Origin of the sequence: Bradyrhizobium altum (assembly GCF_020889705.1) — a bacterium.
Lineage (GTDB): Bacteria > Pseudomonadota > Alphaproteobacteria > Rhizobiales > Xanthobacteraceae > Bradyrhizobium > Bradyrhizobium altum.
Genome location: NZ_JACMYP010000071.1, coordinates 1 through 18,482, shown reverse-complemented (window position 1 = coordinate 18,482; position 18,482 = coordinate 1). Strand labels below are relative to the sequence as shown.

The window sequence follows — 18,482 nt, the reverse complement described above, 5'->3', positions numbered from 1 at the left end:
GGGTGCCTTGACCACGGCCGTTGGATGGGTGCGACGGTCGCGGGAGACGGTAACTTGGCGCCCAATTTTCTCTTTGCGCGGTTGCAGCTTTCGTCTCGGTTCTGATCGGAAGGATGAACCGCAGGCGACAGGTTGCAGGCATTGAACGCTCCGACCTACAAATTTGTACCCTCACGTACCGCATCCCGAGCACCGAGGACAAGCCGGCGTCGGCGTGATCCGCGCGAAAGATTGTCAAAGATATGCCGTATATGAGCTGATCCAGACCAGGATCGACATGAGCAAGCCGATGACGCCGGCATTATCCGCGAACGCGGTGGCGGTGCCGGCATCCCGAGCCTGGGCTGGCTGCGGTCGATGGTCTTCGGGATGGAAATGACCGCCGGATAGAGCTTAGCGCCGCCGATCGAGCCGACCCGCGCCAACTGCCCGAGACCGCGATCTGGCCCTGCCCCACACCTTGCGGGATGGTCATGACAGTGGCTTGGTGGATGCAGCCGGGGTCGTCGTCGAACACGAGCTTGACCCGCGCGCGGGCTTGATGGTCTTGAAGCCGTTGCGGCGAGAACATGCCCGCGATGACAATATCGCCCTCGAGGATGTACGACATCACCGCACGCGCTTGCATGGCACGGTCGCCGACGGCGAGCGCCATCACCGTAACTGGGCCATCGCCGATCGCATGGATTGTCGTTTGCTCGAGCTCCCATTTGGCATTGTCGAGCTGGGCCTGGACTTGCGCGACGGTCGTGTTGACGCCGCCTATCTCCGAGTCCATGGCCAACCGCGCACTCAGCTGCGCCGCCTTGGCCGCCTGGAGCTGGAAGTCCACTGTCTCGTACTGCACCTGGACGTCTTGCAAGCGAAAGTCGGTCTGGGCGTCCTCGCCGACCAGCTTGCGGTAATCGGCAAGCCGCTGGATGTGATAGGCGAGCTGCTTACTCAGCCCCTCGACATTCGCCGTCGCCTGCCCGTAGTTGGCCGTCAGTTGCTTGACCTGCTGGCGCGCCTGGGCGAACGAACTTCGAGCTGGTTGACCTTGTACTGGAACGGCGCCGGATCAATACGAAACAGCACGGCGCCGGCTTTCACGGGTTTGTTCGGCTTGACCGGGATCTCGATCACCTCGCCGGAGACATTGGGCGTGATCTCCGCGACGCGGGAAACGATAACGAAGCTTCCCGACGGCGTGAGATAGTCAAAGAGCGCCAGGAACGTCGCAAGGATGAAGGCGCCAATGAGGACAGTAGCGGTGCCGGATGCCCATCCCCAGCGCATCAGCTTGAACTTGCGGAAAACTATCCAGACCGCAATGAGATAGAGGCAAAGAATGATGAGCACGACACTGCAACCGGATCGCCAGTGATCGCATTTTGCTCATTGAAGCATGAAGGAACCGATCGGACTATGCAGTTCCGGCGAGATCTGGATGACACGACATTGATGTCCCGATTGAACTGGTTCTGCGAACACCTGCGCACCAATTCGCGGCCGCCGATACGCTCGAGAGAGGCGCAATTCCGCTAGTAGCATGGAGGATAGGGATAGTATCCGCAAACCGGCGGCCGATAGTAATACGGGTGGTACACGTAAGCAGCCGCAGCGCCGGCCGCCGCGGCCGCTCCCGCATAATACGCACCCCGATAGGCGGTACGTCGCGCAACGCCCGCGAATGAAAGCGGCGTAAAGGGTAGGCCGATGATGTCGATAAAGACAGAGGCAGGCCCCTCTGCGCCCTTGATGTCACCTTCGAGAATGTCGACATCGAAGGCAAGATTGTCGCCTTCGAGCTTGGGATTTTTCAAGGTGACGACGACATCGCGCACGGTGCTGCCGTCCTTCTGGAATACGGACACCGTGGCGTTAGGCGGATTCTTTGCAAAATTGTCGCTGCCGGTTCCCCAATCTTCCACAACATGACTGGTCAGATCATGGCCGGCCGAGCGAACCGGTCGATCCGCAAAAATGATCGCATTTGGCGCGATGCCGGTGAGAACCAGCTTGCCGGGTTGCATGTTCGCGCCTCTGGAGTTGAAGACAATGAGCGATGGAACGACCTGAGGTTTGGTGGCCCCGATCGTCTTTAGCGGCGGCTGCTGTGCCTGGTCCTGCGCCAGAGCAATGTTTGAAACCGCCGCGAGCATACCAAGACAAGCAACCACTCTCATCGCATTTGACAGCATGATCTACTCCAGAATTAGAACAGCAAGATTCGACAATCATGAAGAATGGAGGCCGGCTGAATCGACCGGCCTCCTCTCTTCATTAGTAACCACCGAACTTGTAGTTGATGCGAAGCGCGAGCAGGTTCGCGTCCGTCTTGGTGTTGGTGGTGATCGACGCGATGCGCCCCAATGACGGCGTCTGGAAGGTATTGCTCTCGTTCACCCGCCACAGATAGTCGTACTCGATGCCGACCGTCCAATTCGGAGAGAAGCCGTACTCGAAGCCAACACCCACGACGCCACCCCAGCGGGTCCGATTCGCAAAAGCGAGGCCCGTTCCGGTCACGTTGTCGAGGATCGCAAAGTCCTGGCGACCAACCGCGCCACCGCCCTTGACGTAGAACAAGGCCTCGTTGGCCGCGTAGCCAAGTTGAGCCGTGAAGAGGCCCAAGCCGGCGAGGGTCGACTTGTAGGTGCGGGTCGGATCCTGCGCACTGATGCGCGTGTTGCGGATGTTGGCCCAGTCGCCTTGCGCTTCCAGACCGTACACCAATTGTCCGGCCTGCCAACGATAGCCAAACTGGCCACCGATGATGCCGCCGCCTTTGCTATTGCAGCCTTCCGCGAAAACGCCGCCAATTCCGTTGATGGCGGTGAGGTCGACGCACTGGTTGCTCCAGCCATATCCGCCGTTCGCACCGAGATAGAAGCCGGACCAGTTGTACATCATCGGCGCCGCGATCGGAGCCGCCTTGTAGGCCGGCCGCTGCGGAAGGTCAGCGGCCTTTGCAATACCTGTAAACGAGACGGACATCACCGCCACCGCGGCAAGCAAGCTAATTTTATTCATCGTTGTAAACCTCATCGAATGTGGAGAGCAGGTGAGCCATTTGCCATCGGCCCCAGCTCAGTTGGTATGCAGAAACTGTCACTACCGACCATTTCACCGCGGTGTTGCACCAAAACACCATTCCGAATTCACAGCGAATTTCCGGACTCCAATGCGCGAAGCCGACGATGTGTCTCGGATGGCAACTCGCCGAACAGCGAACGGTATTGGCCGGCAAACCTGCCGAATTCAGTGACGCCATGGGCCGCCAGGATATCGGCGGTTCTGGCGGATGCGCCATTCTCGCGACGGATCTCATGGTAAACCAGGTTTAACTGCCGCAGCTTCAGATAGTGCTTTGGCGAGTAGCCGAGATAGCGCTCGAAAGCGCGCAGCAAGGTTCGGTACTCCACCTTGGTGACTTTCACGATATCCGTGATGTTGATGAATTCCGTCGACCGTGCCCGTACGAATTGAAGTGCCTCCAGAACGATTCTCTCGGACGAGACGGTGTGCTTGTTAGGCAGGACAGTTTCGCTCAAGCGATTGTCCCAAACGTAAGCCAGCTCATCCATCAAGGCGCGCTCCACATCCCGGGCCAGGGTGGGCCGGTCAGCGGGAACGCAATTGCAGATGGAACGCAGAGCCTGCCTCGATGCTTTGATCAGTCTCGATGCGATCGGCTCTGGCAGCCGGACGAGATGCTTGGCGGTCTTCGGCGAATCCTGATTTGTGGCGGCGGGGAGGATCTTCCTCGCGATACTCTCTTCCCTCGGCAGCGACCACGCTACCCATTCGACGTGACCGGAACGAACAAAGGTGAAGTGACAATCCGGAGGGAAAATGACCAGGTCCGATGCCTGGCAAGGCGCGCCATCGAGCAGGACGCGATCGTCGAAGTTGGACGACTGCATGATCAGCGTCGCAAAAGTCGGCTCAGTGACGCCATGGACGATCCCCGGGCCGCCATCGGCGCCGAATTGAAGGATCGTGCGATTCAATGTGAGATGCCTCACCCCCCAACGGTGCGAGGATGGGGCGGATTTCAGAAATGTCACCGTCGCGCCCTGAATGGCGTCGGTGTATTGCCCGAAATCATTCAAATCCAAGGTCACGCCCCGTCAGAGCGACAGCCCAGGTGACGTAGAGGGAGTTCCTGCGGATCGCCAAACTGCACAAGCGGATCGGTCCGCAGCAGGCGAGCAACTCGCTCGCAGACAATCTACTTCATCTGGATGCCCATCATCTCTCGCTCCGCTTTGAACACGACAGCAATGGCATCGATGATGAGTTTTTCGGGATTGGCCTTGCAGTAGACGATGACTTCGTGCTCCGTGAGCTTACCCTTGCGCAGGTCGAGGAAATGCTTCTTGGCAAGGCCGTTGTACCACCCGCTGTACCAGGCTGTCAGCGCGTCGGCGTCTTCCTGGTAGGTCCCCGCGAGTTGCGCGCAGGTCAGCTTCTGAACGTCAATGAATCCATTCGCATCGACATAGGACGACAGCGGCACCTGGGCCTTGACCGACGCTATGGTGGCGACAAGCAGCGCGGCGGAAAGCAACAGTTTCGAGCGCATGGGGACTCCTTTTGGAGAGATTCGGATGCGGAGATATTTCGGACGATCCGGCTTTCAGAATCCGGGCGGCCTTGGCGAGCGACCGGCATCCGGGCTGAAACCATCGGTCCGGCACGCGATCAGGATCGGTGCAACGCTATCGGATGGTCGAAGCGGTGCACCGTGCAGTCCGGTGGATTAGGGGCAGCGCATATAAATGCGGCCATACGCGTCGACCGCCTGGACGCATGCGGGTGCAACGACAACCGGCGCGGCCACGGCGGCTGCCCCCGCGGCGACGGCGCCTGCCGTCACCGCTCGCCTCGTCGTGCGTCTCGCGACGCCGGCGTAGCTCAGGGGTGTCAAGGGCCGCCCGATGATTGCATGAGCCTGGGTAACAAAGGAGCCGCGGTCAACGAACGCCTTGTCGCTCGCGAACAGGCCGGCAATCACGGCGGCCACTACGCCTGCAAGCTGCAGGGACCTGGTGACAGGCGATATCATTTCTTTCCTCCCTGAGACGATCCCGGCGGAACTTCATCGATGTTCACAAGCGAGCCGAAAACCACCTGCTTCGCTTCAGCCGCAGGCTGAAGGCGAAGGCATCGGCCGGCGGCTGGCTGTTCGTATTCCAATCCTTGATCCTCAGAGTGTATTGAGGCGCTCCGGTCACCGACTTGCTGGTGATGACGAACTTGCGGGGGATTGGATTGGCCCCAGCCTCGATCCATATCTGCCAGTCCGTATCGGACGAGCGGAAGGCGAGATGCTCGCACTCGACTCCGTCGATGACGCCGCGACCAATGTGTTTGGCATCATATGCGCCCGTCATCAGCTCATCGAATGACCGCGACAGCAGCAAGTCGGTACCCGGGGCCTCGACGCCGAACTCGGAACGCATCTTGTCGATCAGCTGGTCCACACTGCCGGAAAAATCCGCCTGAGAATAGGCGGCGAGATACTTTCCGAAGACCGTCACCTTCTTGCCGTCGAAGACCAGCTCGACGTCCGCGTAGCCTCCCGTCCGGCTGGCACGCAGCTTGTCGGGGCGGCTGAGCATCACCTGCCCCGAACTCGCAAACTGAATCTTTTGCAGATCGTCTGTGACGACTTCGATATCCGTATCGAAAGTTGCCTGGATGGTCGGCTGACCGCCAATATAGGCGGACATTTTTTTCAGGATGGGCACGGCGTCATCGTCCTGCGCCTGAGCGCCGCCGGCCAAGAAAGCCGCGCAAAGAACTACGCCGGGCGCGAAAATGCGCCGAATGAAGCCGAGTAAGACCATCGATGCAACTCCGCTCAGAATCGATAGTTGATGCCGCCACGCAGGATATTCAGGTCATCCGTGCTGACTCCGGTGCCGACGACCTTCGTGTAAAGATATTCGGCCTTCACGGACCAGTTCGGCGTGAAGCCATATTCCACGCCAAGACCTGCGGAGATGCCCGGACGCCAGGACGAGCCCGAACAATCCGGCAGGACACCGAGCGTGCCGCAGGGTACGCCGGCGACGGTCGATGCGCTGGCGGTCGACTTGACGAAGGCTCCGCCGCCGGTGGCATAGAGCAACACGTTGTCCATAGCGATACCGACCCGCGCCCTCACCGTTGCCAGCGCGCTGATGCTCGACGACGTGTTCAGCGTGACGCCCCGCCCGACGCCAAGAATGCTGGGTGCTACGACGGACGAGCCGTTGATGTCAGCCCAGTCCAAATCACCTTCCAGGCCGAGCACCACATATCCCTGCTGAATCTGCGCGCCAAACGTGCCGCCAATCATGCCGCCGCTGATGTTGAAACTGGCGCGATCGAACCTGTTGGAGAACAGCACCAGCGGGTCCTGGTTGCCCCAGCCATAACCGGCGTTGCCGCCAACATAGAATCCCGTCCAGTTGTAGACGGCGGCAACCGGAGCCGGCGCCTTGTAGGCAGGCGCCGGCGGCAAATCCGCCGCAGCTGCGTAGCCGCCCACTATTGCCGAAGCAGCGATCGCAGTTGCAAACTTTCCCATCTTGTTCATTGGCCCACCCGATTGATTGAAGAAAATCATGCAGCATCAAATCGCATCGAATGTGCGCAACCCGCTATGCAGATTCTGACGCCTACATCCAATTTCTCAGCTTGTGGCGAAGTTGCCGCAACAAAAGCATCGCGCCATCAATGTTGACCTCCGACCCGCCCTCGCGAATGGCCTCTCGGCGCAAGGCTTGCGGATCGACGAATATGCAGATTCTGACAATCCAGTGCTGTTGAACGGCGACCGAGCGCTCTTGGCCTTGTTCAACTTGCCGTATGTCATCATGGCAACGGGCAGCCCCGTTGCGCGCGAAATACAGCGGCGTCTTCCACGGATCATCGTTGCCAGCACGAGCAATTCCGCTGGAGAAAAAAATCAAAGCGGCCACTCTCAGGAAACGAACGCAATGGCGAGCGTTCCGCGCCCCAACTTCGCGATCACCTAAAAGACGCCTTCCTCGAACTTGCTGGAACGATATCGGCAATCCGCCGGAACGGTCTATGCAAAATCTGCCAATGCATAGGACGCCGCATCGCGGCGGCTCCTACGCCAAATCAGCCTCTTTGGTGTCCTCGAATGAGGCCGGCTCGACAAATGGCGGCTCGGAGGTTTCCGCAAACCAATGGTGAATGAGCGTCGAAGATATTGCCCGTCGCGGTGTGCAGGGATTAATGGTGCCCGCGGACACGATGTATCCTTGCTCGAACTTCTGGCGAGCAAGCCTTTTGGCGTCGAGCTCGGTCGAAAAGCTTTCACTTTGTCTCGGACGCCGTTGCGCAGATGTCTTGCGCACCTTTTTCGGCACCTCGAACGATACGTACCATGTCTTCGGCTGGTCGGTTGGCACTGGGTCTTCCGATTTGTTGTCCCTGTGGGCCACCTATCTCTGCCGGCTCGCTCCCGCCCTGCGCTTTCGGCACCACCGACTCGAACCGCGCCCCATCCGGTCGCGACAAATGGCGGTCGGACGGCAGCGCCTCAATAGATCGGACGTAGTTGGAGCCCGGAAACGCCGACGGTGACATTGATGGCAATCGCCCCCTCCACCGAAACGGGCTGCAACGCAAATGACCGCCCCGAGCCACCGACAAGGACATTGACCCCGGCGCCTAAGCCGAGGCCGATGTCACCTGACGCCCCGACATATTCGCCGGCGAGAGCTCCGACCGGAGGGCCCGCCGTCGGGGCAAGCACCGCCCAGGCGAGTGCGCCTCCAGCCGAGACGCCGATATCGATTCCGACGGTGTTGAGGGCGCCTTCATAGAATTGAATCGGAAACGGCGGATCTTGTGTAAAGCGACACGACATTGATTGATGGCCAAATACAACAAACCCGATGCTGGGATCGACCTTGCATGCCAACATGCCGATCTGGGTCCACGACGCCTGTTGGGAGCCTGCGGACGACACAGAGCCGGACCAAACGCAGACGGCGCCGAGGACAGCCAGAATCTGTACGTGCGTTCGCTTCCCGATCATCTCGCAAAACCTCATTGATTGCGGGCAGGCGCCTGATCCTGAACCGCCTTCTGATTTTCATAGAGCAGCATGCGCGAAGCCGAGACTATGCAAAATCGGCACTACGAACTCTCCGTGAGCAAAAAAGGGTGCGCCCTTGACGGTCCAACGACGGGTGAAAGGCCTGGGCCGAGCAGCTTTGCGCGGCCCGGCCACAGGCTGGAAACGACGAGGCTGGTGAGAATTTGCGGCCAGGCCGCGGCTGCTCTGCCGAAATTGCATAGTCGATCCTTGAAAGCGCGCGCTAGCCGGTCTTCAATCCGGGCACTTCGTCCCTGCTGCGTCAGAGAATCCCGGCGCGCATACCTGGCTTGCGAAGGAAGGCATCCAGATGCTGATCGACACACCGACTGCCGCGCACCTGTCCCAGGTCATTTCGCAAGTGACGGCACCAGCATTTCTCCTTGGCGCAGTTGCAGCTTTCGTCTCGGTTCTGATCGGACGGATGAACCGCATCGTCGACCGGCTACAGGCACTGCACGCCACAATCGACGACGACATTTCCGAAGCCCACCCCGACTTGCAGCATCTCAAGCGCCGGGCCGCGCTTTTGAACAAAGCGATCGTTCTTGCGACGATCAGCGCTATCGTCACCTCGCTGCTGGTGATCCTGGCGTTTGTCTGCAGCTTCTTCCAGTTTCGGCATGAGTACGGGGTCGCCCTGCTCTTTGTTATTGCGCTGAGCTTCTTCACGCTCTCGCTGGTGGACTTGGTGCGCGAGGCGCGCCTTTCGCTGCATGACCTCAGCCACCGCAAACAGAGCCCAAACCGGCCCAAGGCATCAAATGCATAGCCACGGGCCGCTTTAAGATTCCAGTGCCCGACCTCGGTTGGTCGACGGCGGACCATCCATGATCCCCCGCGATAGCCGAAATCGATCGGTGACTGGATGCGGCGGCTCTCGACAAAAGCCGGCCCTTTTGCCACATTGATCAGAAGTTGTATGTGATGTTGGATCGTAGCTTATTCTTGGAGACGGCGTTACCTTCCAAACGATCTCTCTAACAAATCGAAATGTTGCGGGAGCATCCGAAGTGTTTTGGATTAGAACGATGAGGATCGAAGATCCGCTGCTTTGCCCGAGTGCCGTTCAAGGATGCGAGCTCAACGTATTTCCGACAAAGCGTGGTGAGTTTGATCTAAAGATAGAGCAGATTGGATTGAACCGGCTTTGGATGAGTCGATACGAGGTAAATCTGCCTCAAGTTAACACGCTTGCCGTCCGGCCGGGCCGCAGATCCATCAGCTTTCTGACGCAATCGGAAGGCCCTTCAATTCAACACTGCGGCATGGACGTCTCGCCGGGTGATATCATCATCGACAAGTTCGACGTGTCGCATAAGCGTTCCGGCGCCAACCATCGCCATGGTGGGATGTCTCTCTCCGAGGAGGATATGAATGCAACCCTCGCGACCGTCATCGGAGCTGACTTTCTAGAAAAGTTGACAACCAGCGTGATTCGGCCCCACCCCGAGTTGATGTCACGCCTGTTGAAGGTACACCAGACCGTCGGCGAGTTAGCCCACACGACACCGGGTGCGCTGGAATCGCCGGAGCTGCGTCGCGGGTTCGAACAACAATTGTCTCATCTGATGGTTCGATGCCTTGCGGAAGGCGCCGGCATCGTGACTACCGCCAGCAGGCGTCGCCACAATGCGATCATCGCGCGGCTCGAGGATCATCTGGCCGCAAATCCGGACCGAGCCATCTATCTGACTGAACTTTGCGCTGCGACTGGCGTTTCCGAGCGGACGCTGCGGTCGGCTTGCGAAGAACATCTCGGCATGGCCCCGATCCGTTATCTCGCCTTGCGAAGAATGCATCTGGTCCGGCGCGCGCTGCTGCGCGCTGACGCATCCAAAGCCACCGTTACCCGCATCGTGACCGACTACGGGTTCTGGGAGCTCGGGCGTTTCTCGGTCGCCTACCGCCAGCTGTTTGGAGAGTTGCCGTCGGAAACACTGCGACGACCCGCGCAGGATCCCGATATCCATCTCAATCGTCCCACGACGCTGCCGACCGAAATTATCATGGGACGCCTTCACTAGCGCAGCCTTTGCCTAAACCAACGCAAATCGACCGGTCGATTTGCGTAGCGCGGCTTTTGCTCGAAATGTCCTTCCGCGCGTGCTGAAGCGCGCCATTTCGTCTCACGGCGCCGGAATTGCATAGTCGAACCCTATCCATTGCCTGATGGTGCCTCATCGAAGAGGCCCATGGGCATTGAAGGGTCGCAAGAGCAATTCGCCCGTCCGATGGGACAAGAGGATATGGCTGAACACTCCATCTCAAGGTTTGACGATCCCGGAGCCTACGAAGCCGGATTTGGTGACGCCGGCGTCAATCTCATGATGACAGGTCCCGGAGATTTCGAAGCGGAGTTGCTGCGGCTGAAACTGGAACATCTCGTCATCATGCGGTTGCGCGAATGGCTGCCGCGCATTGCCTGCATCTCGCTCGCAGCCGACAGGGTCTTTTTGTCCTTTCCAGTTGGCCGGACGAGACTGGAATGCGACGGGTTTGCTTTCCAAAGTGACCAGATCGCCTTTCATGGCCCAGGCCTGCAGATGCATCAGCGATCGGGCGAAAAATGCCAATGGGGCCTGATATCCCTGCCCCTGGATCAACTCGCAAACAGTGGTGCGGCATTGACCGGCCACCCGATCCTGCCTCCGCACGCCACCAGACTGCTCCACCCTATCGGCGCCGACTTGTCCCGTTTTCAGCACCTGTTCCGACACGCTTGCCACCTGGCGACTCCCGCAGGCAAACTGATTGAGCAGCCCGAAGTGGCGAGAGCGCTCGAACAGGACATGCTTCACGCTATAGTCCATTGCTTGGCCAGCGACGGGACGGAAGACCGTTCCAGGACGCGCTCCAATCACACCGCTTTGATGGCCCGCTTCGAAACAGCTCTACGCAAATCTGTCGGCCGGAAGGTCACGCTGCCTGATCTTTGTGCCGAAATCGGCGTAGCCGAACGCACATTGCGGATGTGCTGTCGCGAGCTTCTCGGCGTCAGCCCGATGCGATACCTGCTGTTGCGCAGGCTGAACAACGCCCGTGCCGCGTTGCGGCACGCCGACCCTTCCACGGCAAGCGTCGCCAGCATCGCGCGGGAGCATCAATTCTTTGAGCTCGGACGCTTTGCCGCGACTTACCGTGCCGCTTTCGGAGAAGCGCCGTTGACGACGCTTCAGCGCAACGCTAGCTGAGTTCGGAGAGCTGCTCGATGACAGCAATCAAAATGCCGGCCTGGCTACGTATCGTAATGGTGAGCGGCGTCTTCCTGCTGGCCATTGGCGCCGGGCTGTTCGCCTATCTCTGGTATGTCCGTCCGGTCTCGCTGACAGTCGCCGTCGGATCGCTTGATGGCGAATCTGACAAGATCCTGTCCGCCATCGCTGATCGGCTGACCGCGACAGGGGCGCCGGTAAGGCTGCGGATCGTCAGGCAGCCGGGCACGCTCGAAGCTGCCAGGGCCTTCTCATCGGGCAAAGTCGATCTCGCCGTCGTCCGTGGCGACGTCGGTGACCTGTCGCAGGCCCAGGCCGTCCTCGTGCTTACCCACGCCGTTGTGCTGGTTTTGGCCCCTCCTGGTTCGTCGCTGACTGATGTGCCGAGCCTGAAAGGCCACAGCGTCGGCGTGGTCGGCGGAGAGACCAACAGAACCGTGGTCGACGCGCTGCGTCAGGAATATGATCTCGATCACGCGAAGGTCACCTTCAAGGATATCCCAGCGCCTGACGTACGCCGCGCTATCGCCTCAAGGAGCGTCGACGCACTTCTGCTTGTGCTTCCCCTGACCGAAAAATACCTAGCGCTGACGCGCAGCCTCTTCCCGCAAAGTGCGAAGTCCCAGCCGGTGCTCATTCCCATCGAATCGGCCGGGGCGATTGCGGATAGCCATCGCGCCTATGAAAGCTTCGATGTACCGAAGGGCACGCTACGTGGTGCGCCGCCGCTTCCGAGCGACGACCTGACGACGTTGCGTGTGTCATTCTACTTGGTCGCGCAAAAGAAGCTCAATCCCGACACCATTGCCGACCTGACGCGATCGCTCCTCGCCGCGCGGCGCGACCTCATCCGCGAATTGCCGCTGCTGGCGCAGGTCACCGCTCCCGACACGGACCCCGACGCCTTCCTGCCGGTCCATGCGGGTGCGGCAGAGTACTTCAATGGCACCCAACAGAGCTTTTTGGACGAATGGAGCAATGCGATCTACCTGACGCCGATGATCCTTGGCGGATTGGTCTCGATTCTCGCGGCGGCCTGGCGGTTCATCGACCTGCGGACATCGAAACCGGATGAAGTGGCGCTCGACTCGCTCTATGCCTTGGCTCGTCGCGTTCGCAAGGCGGAGCGCGAAGACGAATTGTCCGAAATAGAAAACCGGATTGACGACATCTTGAGCAACCAGCGCCTTAAAGCTGCGGATGGTGACAAGGATGCAGCGGACATGGCGACGTTGAACGTTGCCGCCAACAGGGTTGAGAACCTCATACATGCGCGCCGGCCCATGCTGAAAGCGCCATAACCGATCTGCGTTCATTCCTGCCGATTTTGCATAGGCGGCCTCCCAGGTGCTGTCTACGGTCCGCACATGATCCAACCTGCCGGAAGGCTCCGGCTGATCGCACGGGAGAACGAGATGCGCAACAAGAACGGCGTGCAGATTTGCATGGCATTGCTGGCGGCGACGTTACTGCTCGCCGCAAGGACCGCGCTGGCTCAAAGCGCGCCCAACGGAAACCTGAAGACGATCGGCACGCCCTCTGCTGCACATGCTCAGATTGTGCCATCGCTCATCGTACTCAATTCCCGGGGGGCAACATTGCAGGGTGACAGCCTTGTTCTCACCGGGATCACGCCGAACTCGATCATATTTGCAGACCGGCCTGTGCGCGCCGCCGGCCACCAACTCACGGCTGACATCATCGCCGACTGGGCCACGGGCAAGGACAGCTTTGCCAACGATCCTCCGAACGCGACTGTTTCGGCTTTCAACAGCAAGGACGGCTCCGTAAGGGATGCCGTGGTCGTCCTGAAAAACCCGAAGCTGGATGGGGACAAGCTGGTCTTCACCGTCCAGACACTCGAAGGTGATCTCACCGGTGCCGACGGCGCAGCCTCGATCTTCATCGATATCATCGGCCGCCCCTTTACACCGCTTTCCTTTGCGGGCGTCGCGCGGCGCACCGCATACCGGGGCGCGATGTACGCCGGAGCCGCTGCTGTTGGAGCTGCCGCCGTCGGAGCCGTCTACGCCCGGCCCTATTGCGGCTATTATCCCTATCCTCCTTGTTATTGAGCGCGTCCATGCCGGGCGGCACGTAGCTGCCGCCTGGCACGGATCATACATCAAGCCTGCAGTTCGCTTTTGACGCGCTCGTAGTCACGCCTCGTATTCACACGCGCGCTGCTCGAGCGACGCATGGTTGCTTCCGCGCAATTGGCCGAATTCGATCACTATGAATGCGACAGTTGGCTGATGGCGAAGCGAGATTTCGAACTTGAAGCCGGGTACGCCTTAACTGAACTTGGAGGAAAATGATGAGCCTTCAGTCTGCACGTGCTGGTGCAGGCATCTTCCCAATCGCTTTTCTCGTCCTGTTGTACTCGGTTGCTCCCGGCTACCCTCAGCAATCAATGGGCCAATTATTGATATCGTCGGGGTTTAATCCCATTGCCGCCACGACCGCCGGAGAAGATGAACCGGCTGATGTCATTCCCGCCCAATCAATTCCAGCCACGGCAAACGGGCGGACGCCCCTACTACGTCTACGCGGATCCCGCCGGATGTAGCTGTGCGTATGTCGGCAGCGTGGCCGCGATGAACAAATATCTCGCCAGTTATGGTGCGCTGCCGTCAAATGCACCCTCGGCAGGTGGCTTTACGAACTCCGAGCAGAACCTCATCAACAGCATGGACAACGACGAGGCTTCAGCCCAGTTCAACAATGACGCATTTGGTCCAGACTTTTAGGCTCGCCCATTCTGACCAATTGTGCGGGGTCTGGAGCCAGCAAGAACTAGCCGATGAGTTATTGTATCGGCGTCAATTACCGCGTTCGACCGCGGCGGCGATCCCGCCAACCCACGACCATTCGGCCGGACCGCCGCCATGTATGCGCCTCGCCCCCGATGCCGCCCGCGTTGTCGTCGAGCCGGACGACAAACTGCTACCCGACGATCTTTCGTTGCTGTCAGTTAGACCCACCGGGCCGAGTACGTCTTGGACTCAAGCGCAGCTACGCTAGGACGTGGGCGCGTACGGCGGTTCCGCTCGCAAGTCGCCTCAGGCTGCACCGTCGCGGTCAACACGGAAGGGTACACGAGAGGAACCGCGGCGTCGTTTGCCGCGGGCTCGTTCAATCCCACGGCAGAGGCCGCGGATTTATTTTAAGTCTAAAGTATCAATACAGACCAAAAGATCACCGAGGCGCCCATTGGACAACCATGGGGATAGTTGTTCACCACTCAAAGCTCCGCAAAATTGTAGATCGGCAAGCAGCTTCGGTGCGCGTTGAACGAGCCTTGAATTTACTTTTGGCACGAACTATCTTGTGGGCGACATCGAGGTCGCCGTGTTCAGCGGCCCCGGATGCCGCAGGAGATTTGATTTGGCAGTCGCGAAGGAGTCCCCACCTGTTTCGCCCAAGAGCGGGGTTGATCAGGAGGCCGAGTACCGGGCTCAGACACGGCTTTGGCTTCGGCTGCTTGCCTGCACAACCCTGATCGAGGGCGAGCTGCGGCGCCGGTTCCGCGAGGAATTCGATTTCACCATGCCGCGCTTCGACGTGCTGGCCCAGCTTGACCGCGAGCCGAGTGGACTGGTGCTGGGCGAGCTGCCGAAGCGCCTGATGGTCTCCGCCGGAAACCTCACACCCATCGTCGATCGCCTGGTCGAGGACGGCTACATCACGCGCACGCCCTCTAACCTCGATCGTCGCGTGCAGATCGTTTGCATGACCGTCGAGGGCCGCAAGGCCTTCAGGCGCATGGCGAAGAGCCATGGCTCATGGCTGGCGGAGCTGCTGGCGGGATTCCCGGCTGACCGGCTCGAAGGATTGACCGGCGAGCTCGACGAGCTCAAGGGCGTCGTCAGGGACGCGATGCAGAAACCATGACCCGAAGCCGTGGCTGGCGTCGAACCCGAATGCCGACCGCTTCACGATCCCACGTATCCGCCGTCACACCCGCATTGCGCAGCGTACCCTTCTTCCTGTCCGACGGCGAAAACAAATCGACCGCACGCGCCCAGGCCGGCGGCGCGATGCCCTCTTCCATCGGCTTGCCGCTGTTGGCCTGCACGTTGCACTCCGACGCAATACCGCTCAATCACGGCAGCAGCTTGTACTTGCCGTCCTCGATCTGAACCAGGATCCGCGCACGCGCATCGACGCCGTGGCGATCCGCCGGCGTGTAGGAGTAGACGCCCTGGGTCCCGGCCAGTTCCTTGGTGGTGAACAGCGCCTCGCGAAGCGCGACGCGGAATTCCGGCGAGCCCGGCTTGGCGCCGGTCGCCATCGCGCGCTTGGCCGCATCGACGAACACCAGCCAGCCGTCAAAGGAATAGGACGAGAACGAGTCGGTCGGCGCCTCGCCATTCGCCTTCTCGAAGGTCGCGCGGAACGCCAAGGCGACCTTCTGGATCGGATTGCTGGCTGGCAGCTGCTCGGCCGCGGTCACCGGCCCGGTCGGGCAAATAATTCCGTTGGCGGCCTTACCGGCGAGCCGCAGGAAATCGGCACTGATGAGTCCATGATTGCCGTAGAGCGGCCCCTTGTATCCACGCTCGGACAAGGCGATCACCGGCAGCGCACCCGGCGTTCCCGTGCCGCCAAGCATGATGGCGTCGGGGCGAGCCGCCAACGCGCGCAGCACCTGGGCGGTCACCGACGAATCCGATCGGGCGTATCGCTCGTTGGCGATCACCTTGATGTCGGCCGCCTTGGCGCTCTGCGACAGCGAATCGTACATGAGGTCGCCGAAGGCATCCGAGAAGCCGATGAATGCGACGGTCTTCAACCCTCGCGCCTTCATGTGGTCGACAATGCCCTGAACGAGAAGCGGCGTCGGTTGCGGCGTCTGCACGACCCAAGGCCCGCCATCGCCGGGCGGCACCGCCGCGATCGGCGACACCGCGATCATTGGAATCTTCATCTCGATCGCGGCTGTCGCCATCGCCAGCGTCTGCGGCGCACCCGACGTGCCGATGAGGATGTCGACCTTCTCCTGCTCGACGAGCTTGCGCGCATTACGCGCCGACGCCGTGGGATCGGAGCCGTCGTCAAGTTGAATGACGCGGAGCTTCTCACCGCCGACTTCGCCGATATGGGCTTCGCCCGCCGCTAATCCTTTTGCATTCGGAATCCCGATTGACGACACCGGCCCGCTGAGGCCGGTGACGAATCCGACGAGGATCTCCGCCTGCCCGACCTGCGGAACGGCGACAAGCAGCGCGGCAGAAGCCAGCAGGGTCTTGATAGAGATCATGGCACCTGTCTTTCTTGATTTGCGTTTATTCTATCGGGCAAGCGCCATCCGCTCGCTTCAGTCTGCCGACACCAACGCGATCACGCGCAGCGGGCTGCCGGAACCGTTCTGGATCTTCAAGGGCGAAGCCACAATGATGGCGCCGGTGGCGGGAAGCTGATCGAGATTGCAGAGACACTGAAGGCCATACCGGCCGGCGCCGTGCAGGAAGTGATGCGCCGGATAAGGCGGCTCGAAATGGCCGGCCTGCCCCGCGTCGGTGCCGATCGTCTCGGTGCCGAAGCCGATGATGCCGCGCTCCTCCACCAGCCATTTCATCACGGCCGGATTCGGACCCGGCGTGTGCGCGCCGTCATCCCTGAGGTTGGCGTAGTCGCGCCAGCCCTTCTTCGACCAGTCGGTGCGCAGCAGAACCCAGTGCCGCTCGGGAATCCGTCCGTGCTTCGCCTCCCAGGCTTCGACGAGCGGAACGGTCAGCAGGAAATCCGGATCCTGCGCTGCCCCGGCCGAGCAGTCGATCACGCACGCCGGAGCGATCATGTCCTTGGCAGGCATTGTATCGACGGCGTTGTTCGGCAGGTCCTTGCCGGTGAACCAGTGAATCGGCGCATCGAAATGCGTGCCGGTGTGCTCGCCGAACGTCACGTTGTTCCAGTACCAGGCCGGACCGCGACCGTCATATCGCGAAATCTCCTGGATCCGGACGGGAGCTGCCTGGCCAAACTCCGGCGGCAGCACGATGACCGGAAAATCCGGACTGAGCGTGAAGGTCAGATCGACGACGCGCACCGCGCCGGACGAGATCGCACCTGCGAGCTCCAGGAGATTCTTGCTTTGCATCGTCACGTCCTCCTGCTTGGTTGAAACCCTGATCTTATCTGTCGAGCTCGCGCTCGAGCGCTTTCGGATTGGCGGTGAGACGCTGCCTGATTTCCTCGGCAACGTCTCCGACATAGATCTCCTCGAGCCCGCCGCGGAGGCCGGACACGATTGCCTGCGCGAGAGCGCGCGGCGCGACCTTGGGCGGCGGCACGGTCTGGAACCACTCGGTATCGACCGGCCCCGTGAACAGGTTCAGAACCTTGACACCGCCGGGCCTGAGTTCCGCGCGCAGACAATGCGACAGCGACAGGCAGGCGGCCTGCGATGCCGAGTAGGCGCCGAAAGCGGGCCAGTTCGCCAGCGCATAGACCGACAGGATATTGACCCAGGCGGCACTGTTGTTGACGCCATCCGCCCCCCGCATCCGCATCGCGGGACCGAAGGCCTGCGCGAGGTTGATGAAGCCGAGATAGGCCTGGTCGATCTCGTCCCGCGCGATGCTCGTGCCCCTGCGGTCGAGGAGGCCGCCGGGCCGCACATATTCCGTCGTGTTGACGAGGATATCGACCTTGCCGCCGATGTCGGCCGCGAGATCGGTCGCAGACTTTTCGTCGGCCGCGTCGAGCGTGACGACCTCGATCCCTTGCTGTCCGCGCAACAGCTGCTCGCCGGCAAACGGCCGCCACGGTTCGGCAACGCCGACGAACACCGTCTTCGCGCCCGCGGCCTTCAGCGCTGCAACGGCCTCCTGGCCGATCACGCCGCGGCCGTTGGTTACGAGCACACGCCGGAATTTCGGATCAGCCGTCATTTCCCGCCACTGCCTGTCGTCTGCCATGTTGGGAGTCTCCCCCTCGGGTCGGGCAAAGGCCACCGCCTGACCGCTCTTGTCGAGCTGAAACGACATGAGGACGGGCGCCCCTTCGACGCAGTCGGCATGCAGATGCGCCACCATCGTCGGACCGCAGTCCATCTTGACGAGACCGATGCGCCACGGCGCCCGCTCGCGGAAATAAACGTCGCTCGGCACGCGCGCCGTCGTTTCGGCCAGCAGCGCGCCGCGGCGCGGCGCATC

The 18,482-nt window shown here is 60.7% G+C and carries 23 protein-coding genes; 7 read left to right on the top strand and 16 right to left on the bottom strand.

What is annotated here, in order from left to right:
* Positions 1-301 precede the first annotated feature (301 nt).
* From H8B02_RS19035 to H8B02_RS18980, 12 genes are all read right to left on the bottom strand, one after another.
* Complete coding sequence (locus H8B02_RS19035; RefSeq protein ID WP_229167636.1) at positions 302-862, bottom strand: HlyD family secretion protein; 561 nt, start codon at positions 860-862, stop codon at positions 302-304.
* 122 nt (positions 863-984) lie between these two features.
* Positions 985-1,341 (bottom strand): HlyD family secretion protein, encoded by a 357-nt coding sequence (locus H8B02_RS19030; protein ID WP_229167635.1) that lies wholly within the window; start codon positions 1,339-1,341, stop codon positions 985-987.
* 182 nt (positions 1,342-1,523) lie between these two features.
* A complete protein-coding gene (locus tag H8B02_RS19025; protein WP_376711681.1) occupies positions 1,524-2,183 on the bottom strand; it encodes a hypothetical protein in 660 nt (219 codons plus the stop codon).
* Positions 2,184-2,265: 82 nt separating this feature from the next.
* Positions 2,266-3,015 carry an outer membrane protein gene (locus tag H8B02_RS19020; RefSeq protein ID WP_229167634.1) on the bottom strand — a complete coding sequence of 250 codons (750 nt, stop codon included), beginning with the start codon at positions 3,013-3,015 and terminating at the stop codon, positions 2,266-2,268.
* 128 nt (positions 3,016-3,143) lie between these two features.
* On the bottom strand, positions 3,144-4,103 hold the full coding sequence (locus H8B02_RS19015) for a helix-turn-helix domain-containing protein (RefSeq protein ID WP_229167633.1): 960 nt from the start codon (positions 4,101-4,103) through the stop codon (positions 3,144-3,146).
* Between the two features lie 113 nt (positions 4,104-4,216).
* On the bottom strand, positions 4,217-4,570 hold the full coding sequence (locus H8B02_RS19010) for an HdeA/HdeB family chaperone (protein ID WP_229167632.1): 354 nt from the start codon (positions 4,568-4,570) through the stop codon (positions 4,217-4,219).
* A gap of 177 nt (positions 4,571-4,747) precedes the next feature.
* Positions 4,748-5,053 carry a hypothetical protein gene (locus H8B02_RS19005; RefSeq protein ID WP_229167631.1) on the bottom strand — a complete coding sequence of 102 codons (306 nt, stop codon included), beginning with the start codon at positions 5,051-5,053 and terminating at the stop codon, positions 4,748-4,750.
* A 43-nt stretch (positions 5,054-5,096) separates the two neighbouring features.
* Positions 5,097-5,837 (bottom strand): DUF2092 domain-containing protein, encoded by a 741-nt coding sequence (locus H8B02_RS19000; RefSeq protein ID WP_229167630.1) that lies wholly within the window; start codon positions 5,835-5,837, stop codon positions 5,097-5,099.
* Positions 5,838-5,851: 14 nt separating this feature from the next.
* Positions 5,852-6,571: an outer membrane protein gene (locus tag H8B02_RS18995; RefSeq protein ID WP_229167629.1), complete on the bottom strand. Its 720-nt coding sequence runs from the start codon at positions 6,569-6,571 to the stop codon at positions 5,852-5,854.
* Positions 6,572-6,653: 82 nt separating this feature from the next.
* Positions 6,654-6,947: a hypothetical protein gene (locus H8B02_RS18990; RefSeq protein WP_229167628.1), complete on the bottom strand. Its 294-nt coding sequence runs from the start codon at positions 6,945-6,947 to the stop codon at positions 6,654-6,656.
* 165 nt (positions 6,948-7,112) lie between these two features.
* Entirely contained in the window at positions 7,113-7,415 is a 303-nt protein-coding gene (locus tag H8B02_RS18985) for a hypothetical protein (RefSeq protein ID WP_229167627.1), read from the bottom strand.
* 131 nt (positions 7,416-7,546) lie between these two features.
* Positions 7,547-8,047 (bottom strand): DUF992 domain-containing protein, encoded by a 501-nt coding sequence (locus H8B02_RS18980; protein WP_229167626.1) that lies wholly within the window; start codon positions 8,045-8,047, stop codon positions 7,547-7,549.
* A 370-nt stretch (positions 8,048-8,417) separates the two neighbouring features.
* Here H8B02_RS18980 and H8B02_RS18975 point away from each other — a divergent pair, with 370 nt between their 5' ends.
* From H8B02_RS18975 to H8B02_RS18945, 7 genes are all read left to right on the top strand, one after another.
* The gene (locus tag H8B02_RS18975; RefSeq protein ID WP_229167625.1) at positions 8,418-8,879 is read left to right on the top strand and encodes a DUF2721 domain-containing protein; all 462 of its coding nucleotides are present in this window, start codon (positions 8,418-8,420) and stop codon (positions 8,877-8,879) included.
* A 259-nt stretch (positions 8,880-9,138) separates the two neighbouring features.
* Positions 9,139-10,134 carry an AraC family transcriptional regulator gene (locus H8B02_RS18970; RefSeq protein ID WP_229167624.1) on the top strand — a complete coding sequence of 332 codons (996 nt, stop codon included), beginning with the start codon at positions 9,139-9,141 and terminating at the stop codon, positions 10,132-10,134.
* Between the two features lie 168 nt (positions 10,135-10,302).
* Complete coding sequence (locus H8B02_RS18965) at positions 10,303-11,301, top strand: helix-turn-helix transcriptional regulator (RefSeq protein WP_229167623.1); 999 nt, start codon at positions 10,303-10,305, stop codon at positions 11,299-11,301.
* A 17-nt stretch (positions 11,302-11,318) separates the two neighbouring features.
* Complete coding sequence (locus H8B02_RS18960; RefSeq protein ID WP_229167622.1) at positions 11,319-12,623, top strand: ABC transporter substrate-binding protein; 1,305 nt, start codon at positions 11,319-11,321, stop codon at positions 12,621-12,623.
* A gap of 114 nt (positions 12,624-12,737) precedes the next feature.
* Entirely contained in the window at positions 12,738-13,397 is a 660-nt protein-coding gene (locus H8B02_RS18955) for a hypothetical protein (protein WP_229167621.1), read from the top strand.
* Positions 13,398-13,796: 399 nt separating this feature from the next.
* Positions 13,797-14,072, top strand: coding sequence for a hypothetical protein (locus tag H8B02_RS18950; RefSeq protein WP_229167620.1), 276 nt, complete (start codon positions 13,797-13,799; stop codon positions 14,070-14,072).
* Positions 14,073-14,709: 637 nt separating this feature from the next.
* Positions 14,710-15,216 carry a MarR family winged helix-turn-helix transcriptional regulator gene (locus H8B02_RS18945; RefSeq protein ID WP_229167619.1) on the top strand — a complete coding sequence of 169 codons (507 nt, stop codon included), beginning with the start codon at positions 14,710-14,712 and terminating at the stop codon, positions 15,214-15,216.
* Here H8B02_RS18945 and H8B02_RS18940 read toward each other — a convergent pair.
* From H8B02_RS18940 to H8B02_RS18925, 4 genes are all read right to left on the bottom strand, one after another.
* The gene (locus tag H8B02_RS18940) at positions 15,191-15,400 is read right to left on the bottom strand and encodes a hypothetical protein (protein WP_229167618.1); all 210 of its coding nucleotides are present in this window, start codon (positions 15,398-15,400) and stop codon (positions 15,191-15,193) included. The two genes, H8B02_RS18945 and H8B02_RS18940, sit on opposite strands and share 26 nt — an antisense overlap.
* A gap of 27 nt (positions 15,401-15,427) precedes the next feature.
* The gene (locus H8B02_RS18935; protein WP_229167617.1) at positions 15,428-16,585 is read right to left on the bottom strand and encodes an ABC transporter substrate-binding protein; all 1,158 of its coding nucleotides are present in this window, start codon (positions 16,583-16,585) and stop codon (positions 15,428-15,430) included.
* Between the two features lie 57 nt (positions 16,586-16,642).
* Complete coding sequence (locus H8B02_RS18930; RefSeq protein WP_229167616.1) at positions 16,643-17,425, bottom strand: cyclase family protein; 783 nt, start codon at positions 17,423-17,425, stop codon at positions 16,643-16,645.
* A 34-nt stretch (positions 17,426-17,459) separates the two neighbouring features.
* Positions 17,460-18,482 (bottom strand): SDR family oxidoreductase (locus tag H8B02_RS18925; protein ID WP_229167615.1); only part of this gene is annotated, 1,023 nt, incomplete at its 5' end.

What these genes read in the sequence shown, in the direction of transcription:
- H8B02_RS19025 (WP_376711681.1), bottom strand. Translation starts at nt 2,183, where the DNA reads ATGCTGTCAAATGCGATGAGAGTGGTTGCTTGTCTTGGTATGCTCGCG.
- H8B02_RS19020 (WP_229167634.1), bottom strand. Translation starts at nt 3,015, where the DNA reads ATGAATAAAATTAGCTTGCTTGCCGCGGTGGCGGTGATGTCCGTCTCG.
- H8B02_RS19010 (WP_229167632.1), bottom strand. Translation starts at nt 4,570, where the DNA reads ATGCGCTCGAAACTGTTGCTTTCCGCCGCGCTGCTTGTCGCCACCATA.
- H8B02_RS19005 (WP_229167631.1), bottom strand. Translation starts at nt 5,053, where the DNA reads ATGATATCGCCTGTCACCAGGTCCCTGCAGCTTGCAGGCGTAGTGGCC.
- H8B02_RS19000 (WP_229167630.1), bottom strand. Translation starts at nt 5,837, where the DNA reads ATGGTCTTACTCGGCTTCATTCGGCGCATTTTCGCGCCCGGCGTAGTT.
- H8B02_RS18995 (WP_229167629.1), bottom strand. Translation starts at nt 6,571, where the DNA reads ATGAACAAGATGGGAAAGTTTGCAACTGCGATCGCTGCTTCGGCAATA.
- H8B02_RS18980 (WP_229167626.1), bottom strand. Translation starts at nt 8,047, where the DNA reads ATGATCGGGAAGCGAACGCACGTACAGATTCTGGCTGTCCTCGGCGCC.
- H8B02_RS18975 (WP_229167625.1), top strand. Translation starts at nt 8,418, where the DNA reads ATGCTGATCGACACACCGACTGCCGCGCACCTGTCCCAGGTCATTTCG.
- H8B02_RS18970 (WP_229167624.1), top strand. Translation starts at nt 9,139, where the DNA reads ATGAGGATCGAAGATCCGCTGCTTTGCCCGAGTGCCGTTCAAGGATGC.
- H8B02_RS18965 (WP_229167623.1), top strand. Translation starts at nt 10,303, where the DNA reads ATGGGCATTGAAGGGTCGCAAGAGCAATTCGCCCGTCCGATGGGACAA.
- H8B02_RS18960 (WP_229167622.1), top strand. Translation starts at nt 11,319, where the DNA reads ATGACAGCAATCAAAATGCCGGCCTGGCTACGTATCGTAATGGTGAGC.
- H8B02_RS18955 (WP_229167621.1), top strand. Translation starts at nt 12,738, where the DNA reads ATGCGCAACAAGAACGGCGTGCAGATTTGCATGGCATTGCTGGCGGCG.
- H8B02_RS18950 (WP_229167620.1), top strand. Translation starts at nt 13,797, where the DNA reads ATGAACCGGCTGATGTCATTCCCGCCCAATCAATTCCAGCCACGGCAA.
- H8B02_RS18935 (WP_229167617.1), bottom strand. Translation starts at nt 16,585, where the DNA reads ATGATCTCTATCAAGACCCTGCTGGCTTCTGCCGCGCTGCTTGTCGCC.
- H8B02_RS18930 (WP_229167616.1), bottom strand. Translation starts at nt 17,425, where the DNA reads ATGCAAAGCAAGAATCTCCTGGAGCTCGCAGGTGCGATCTCGTCCGGC.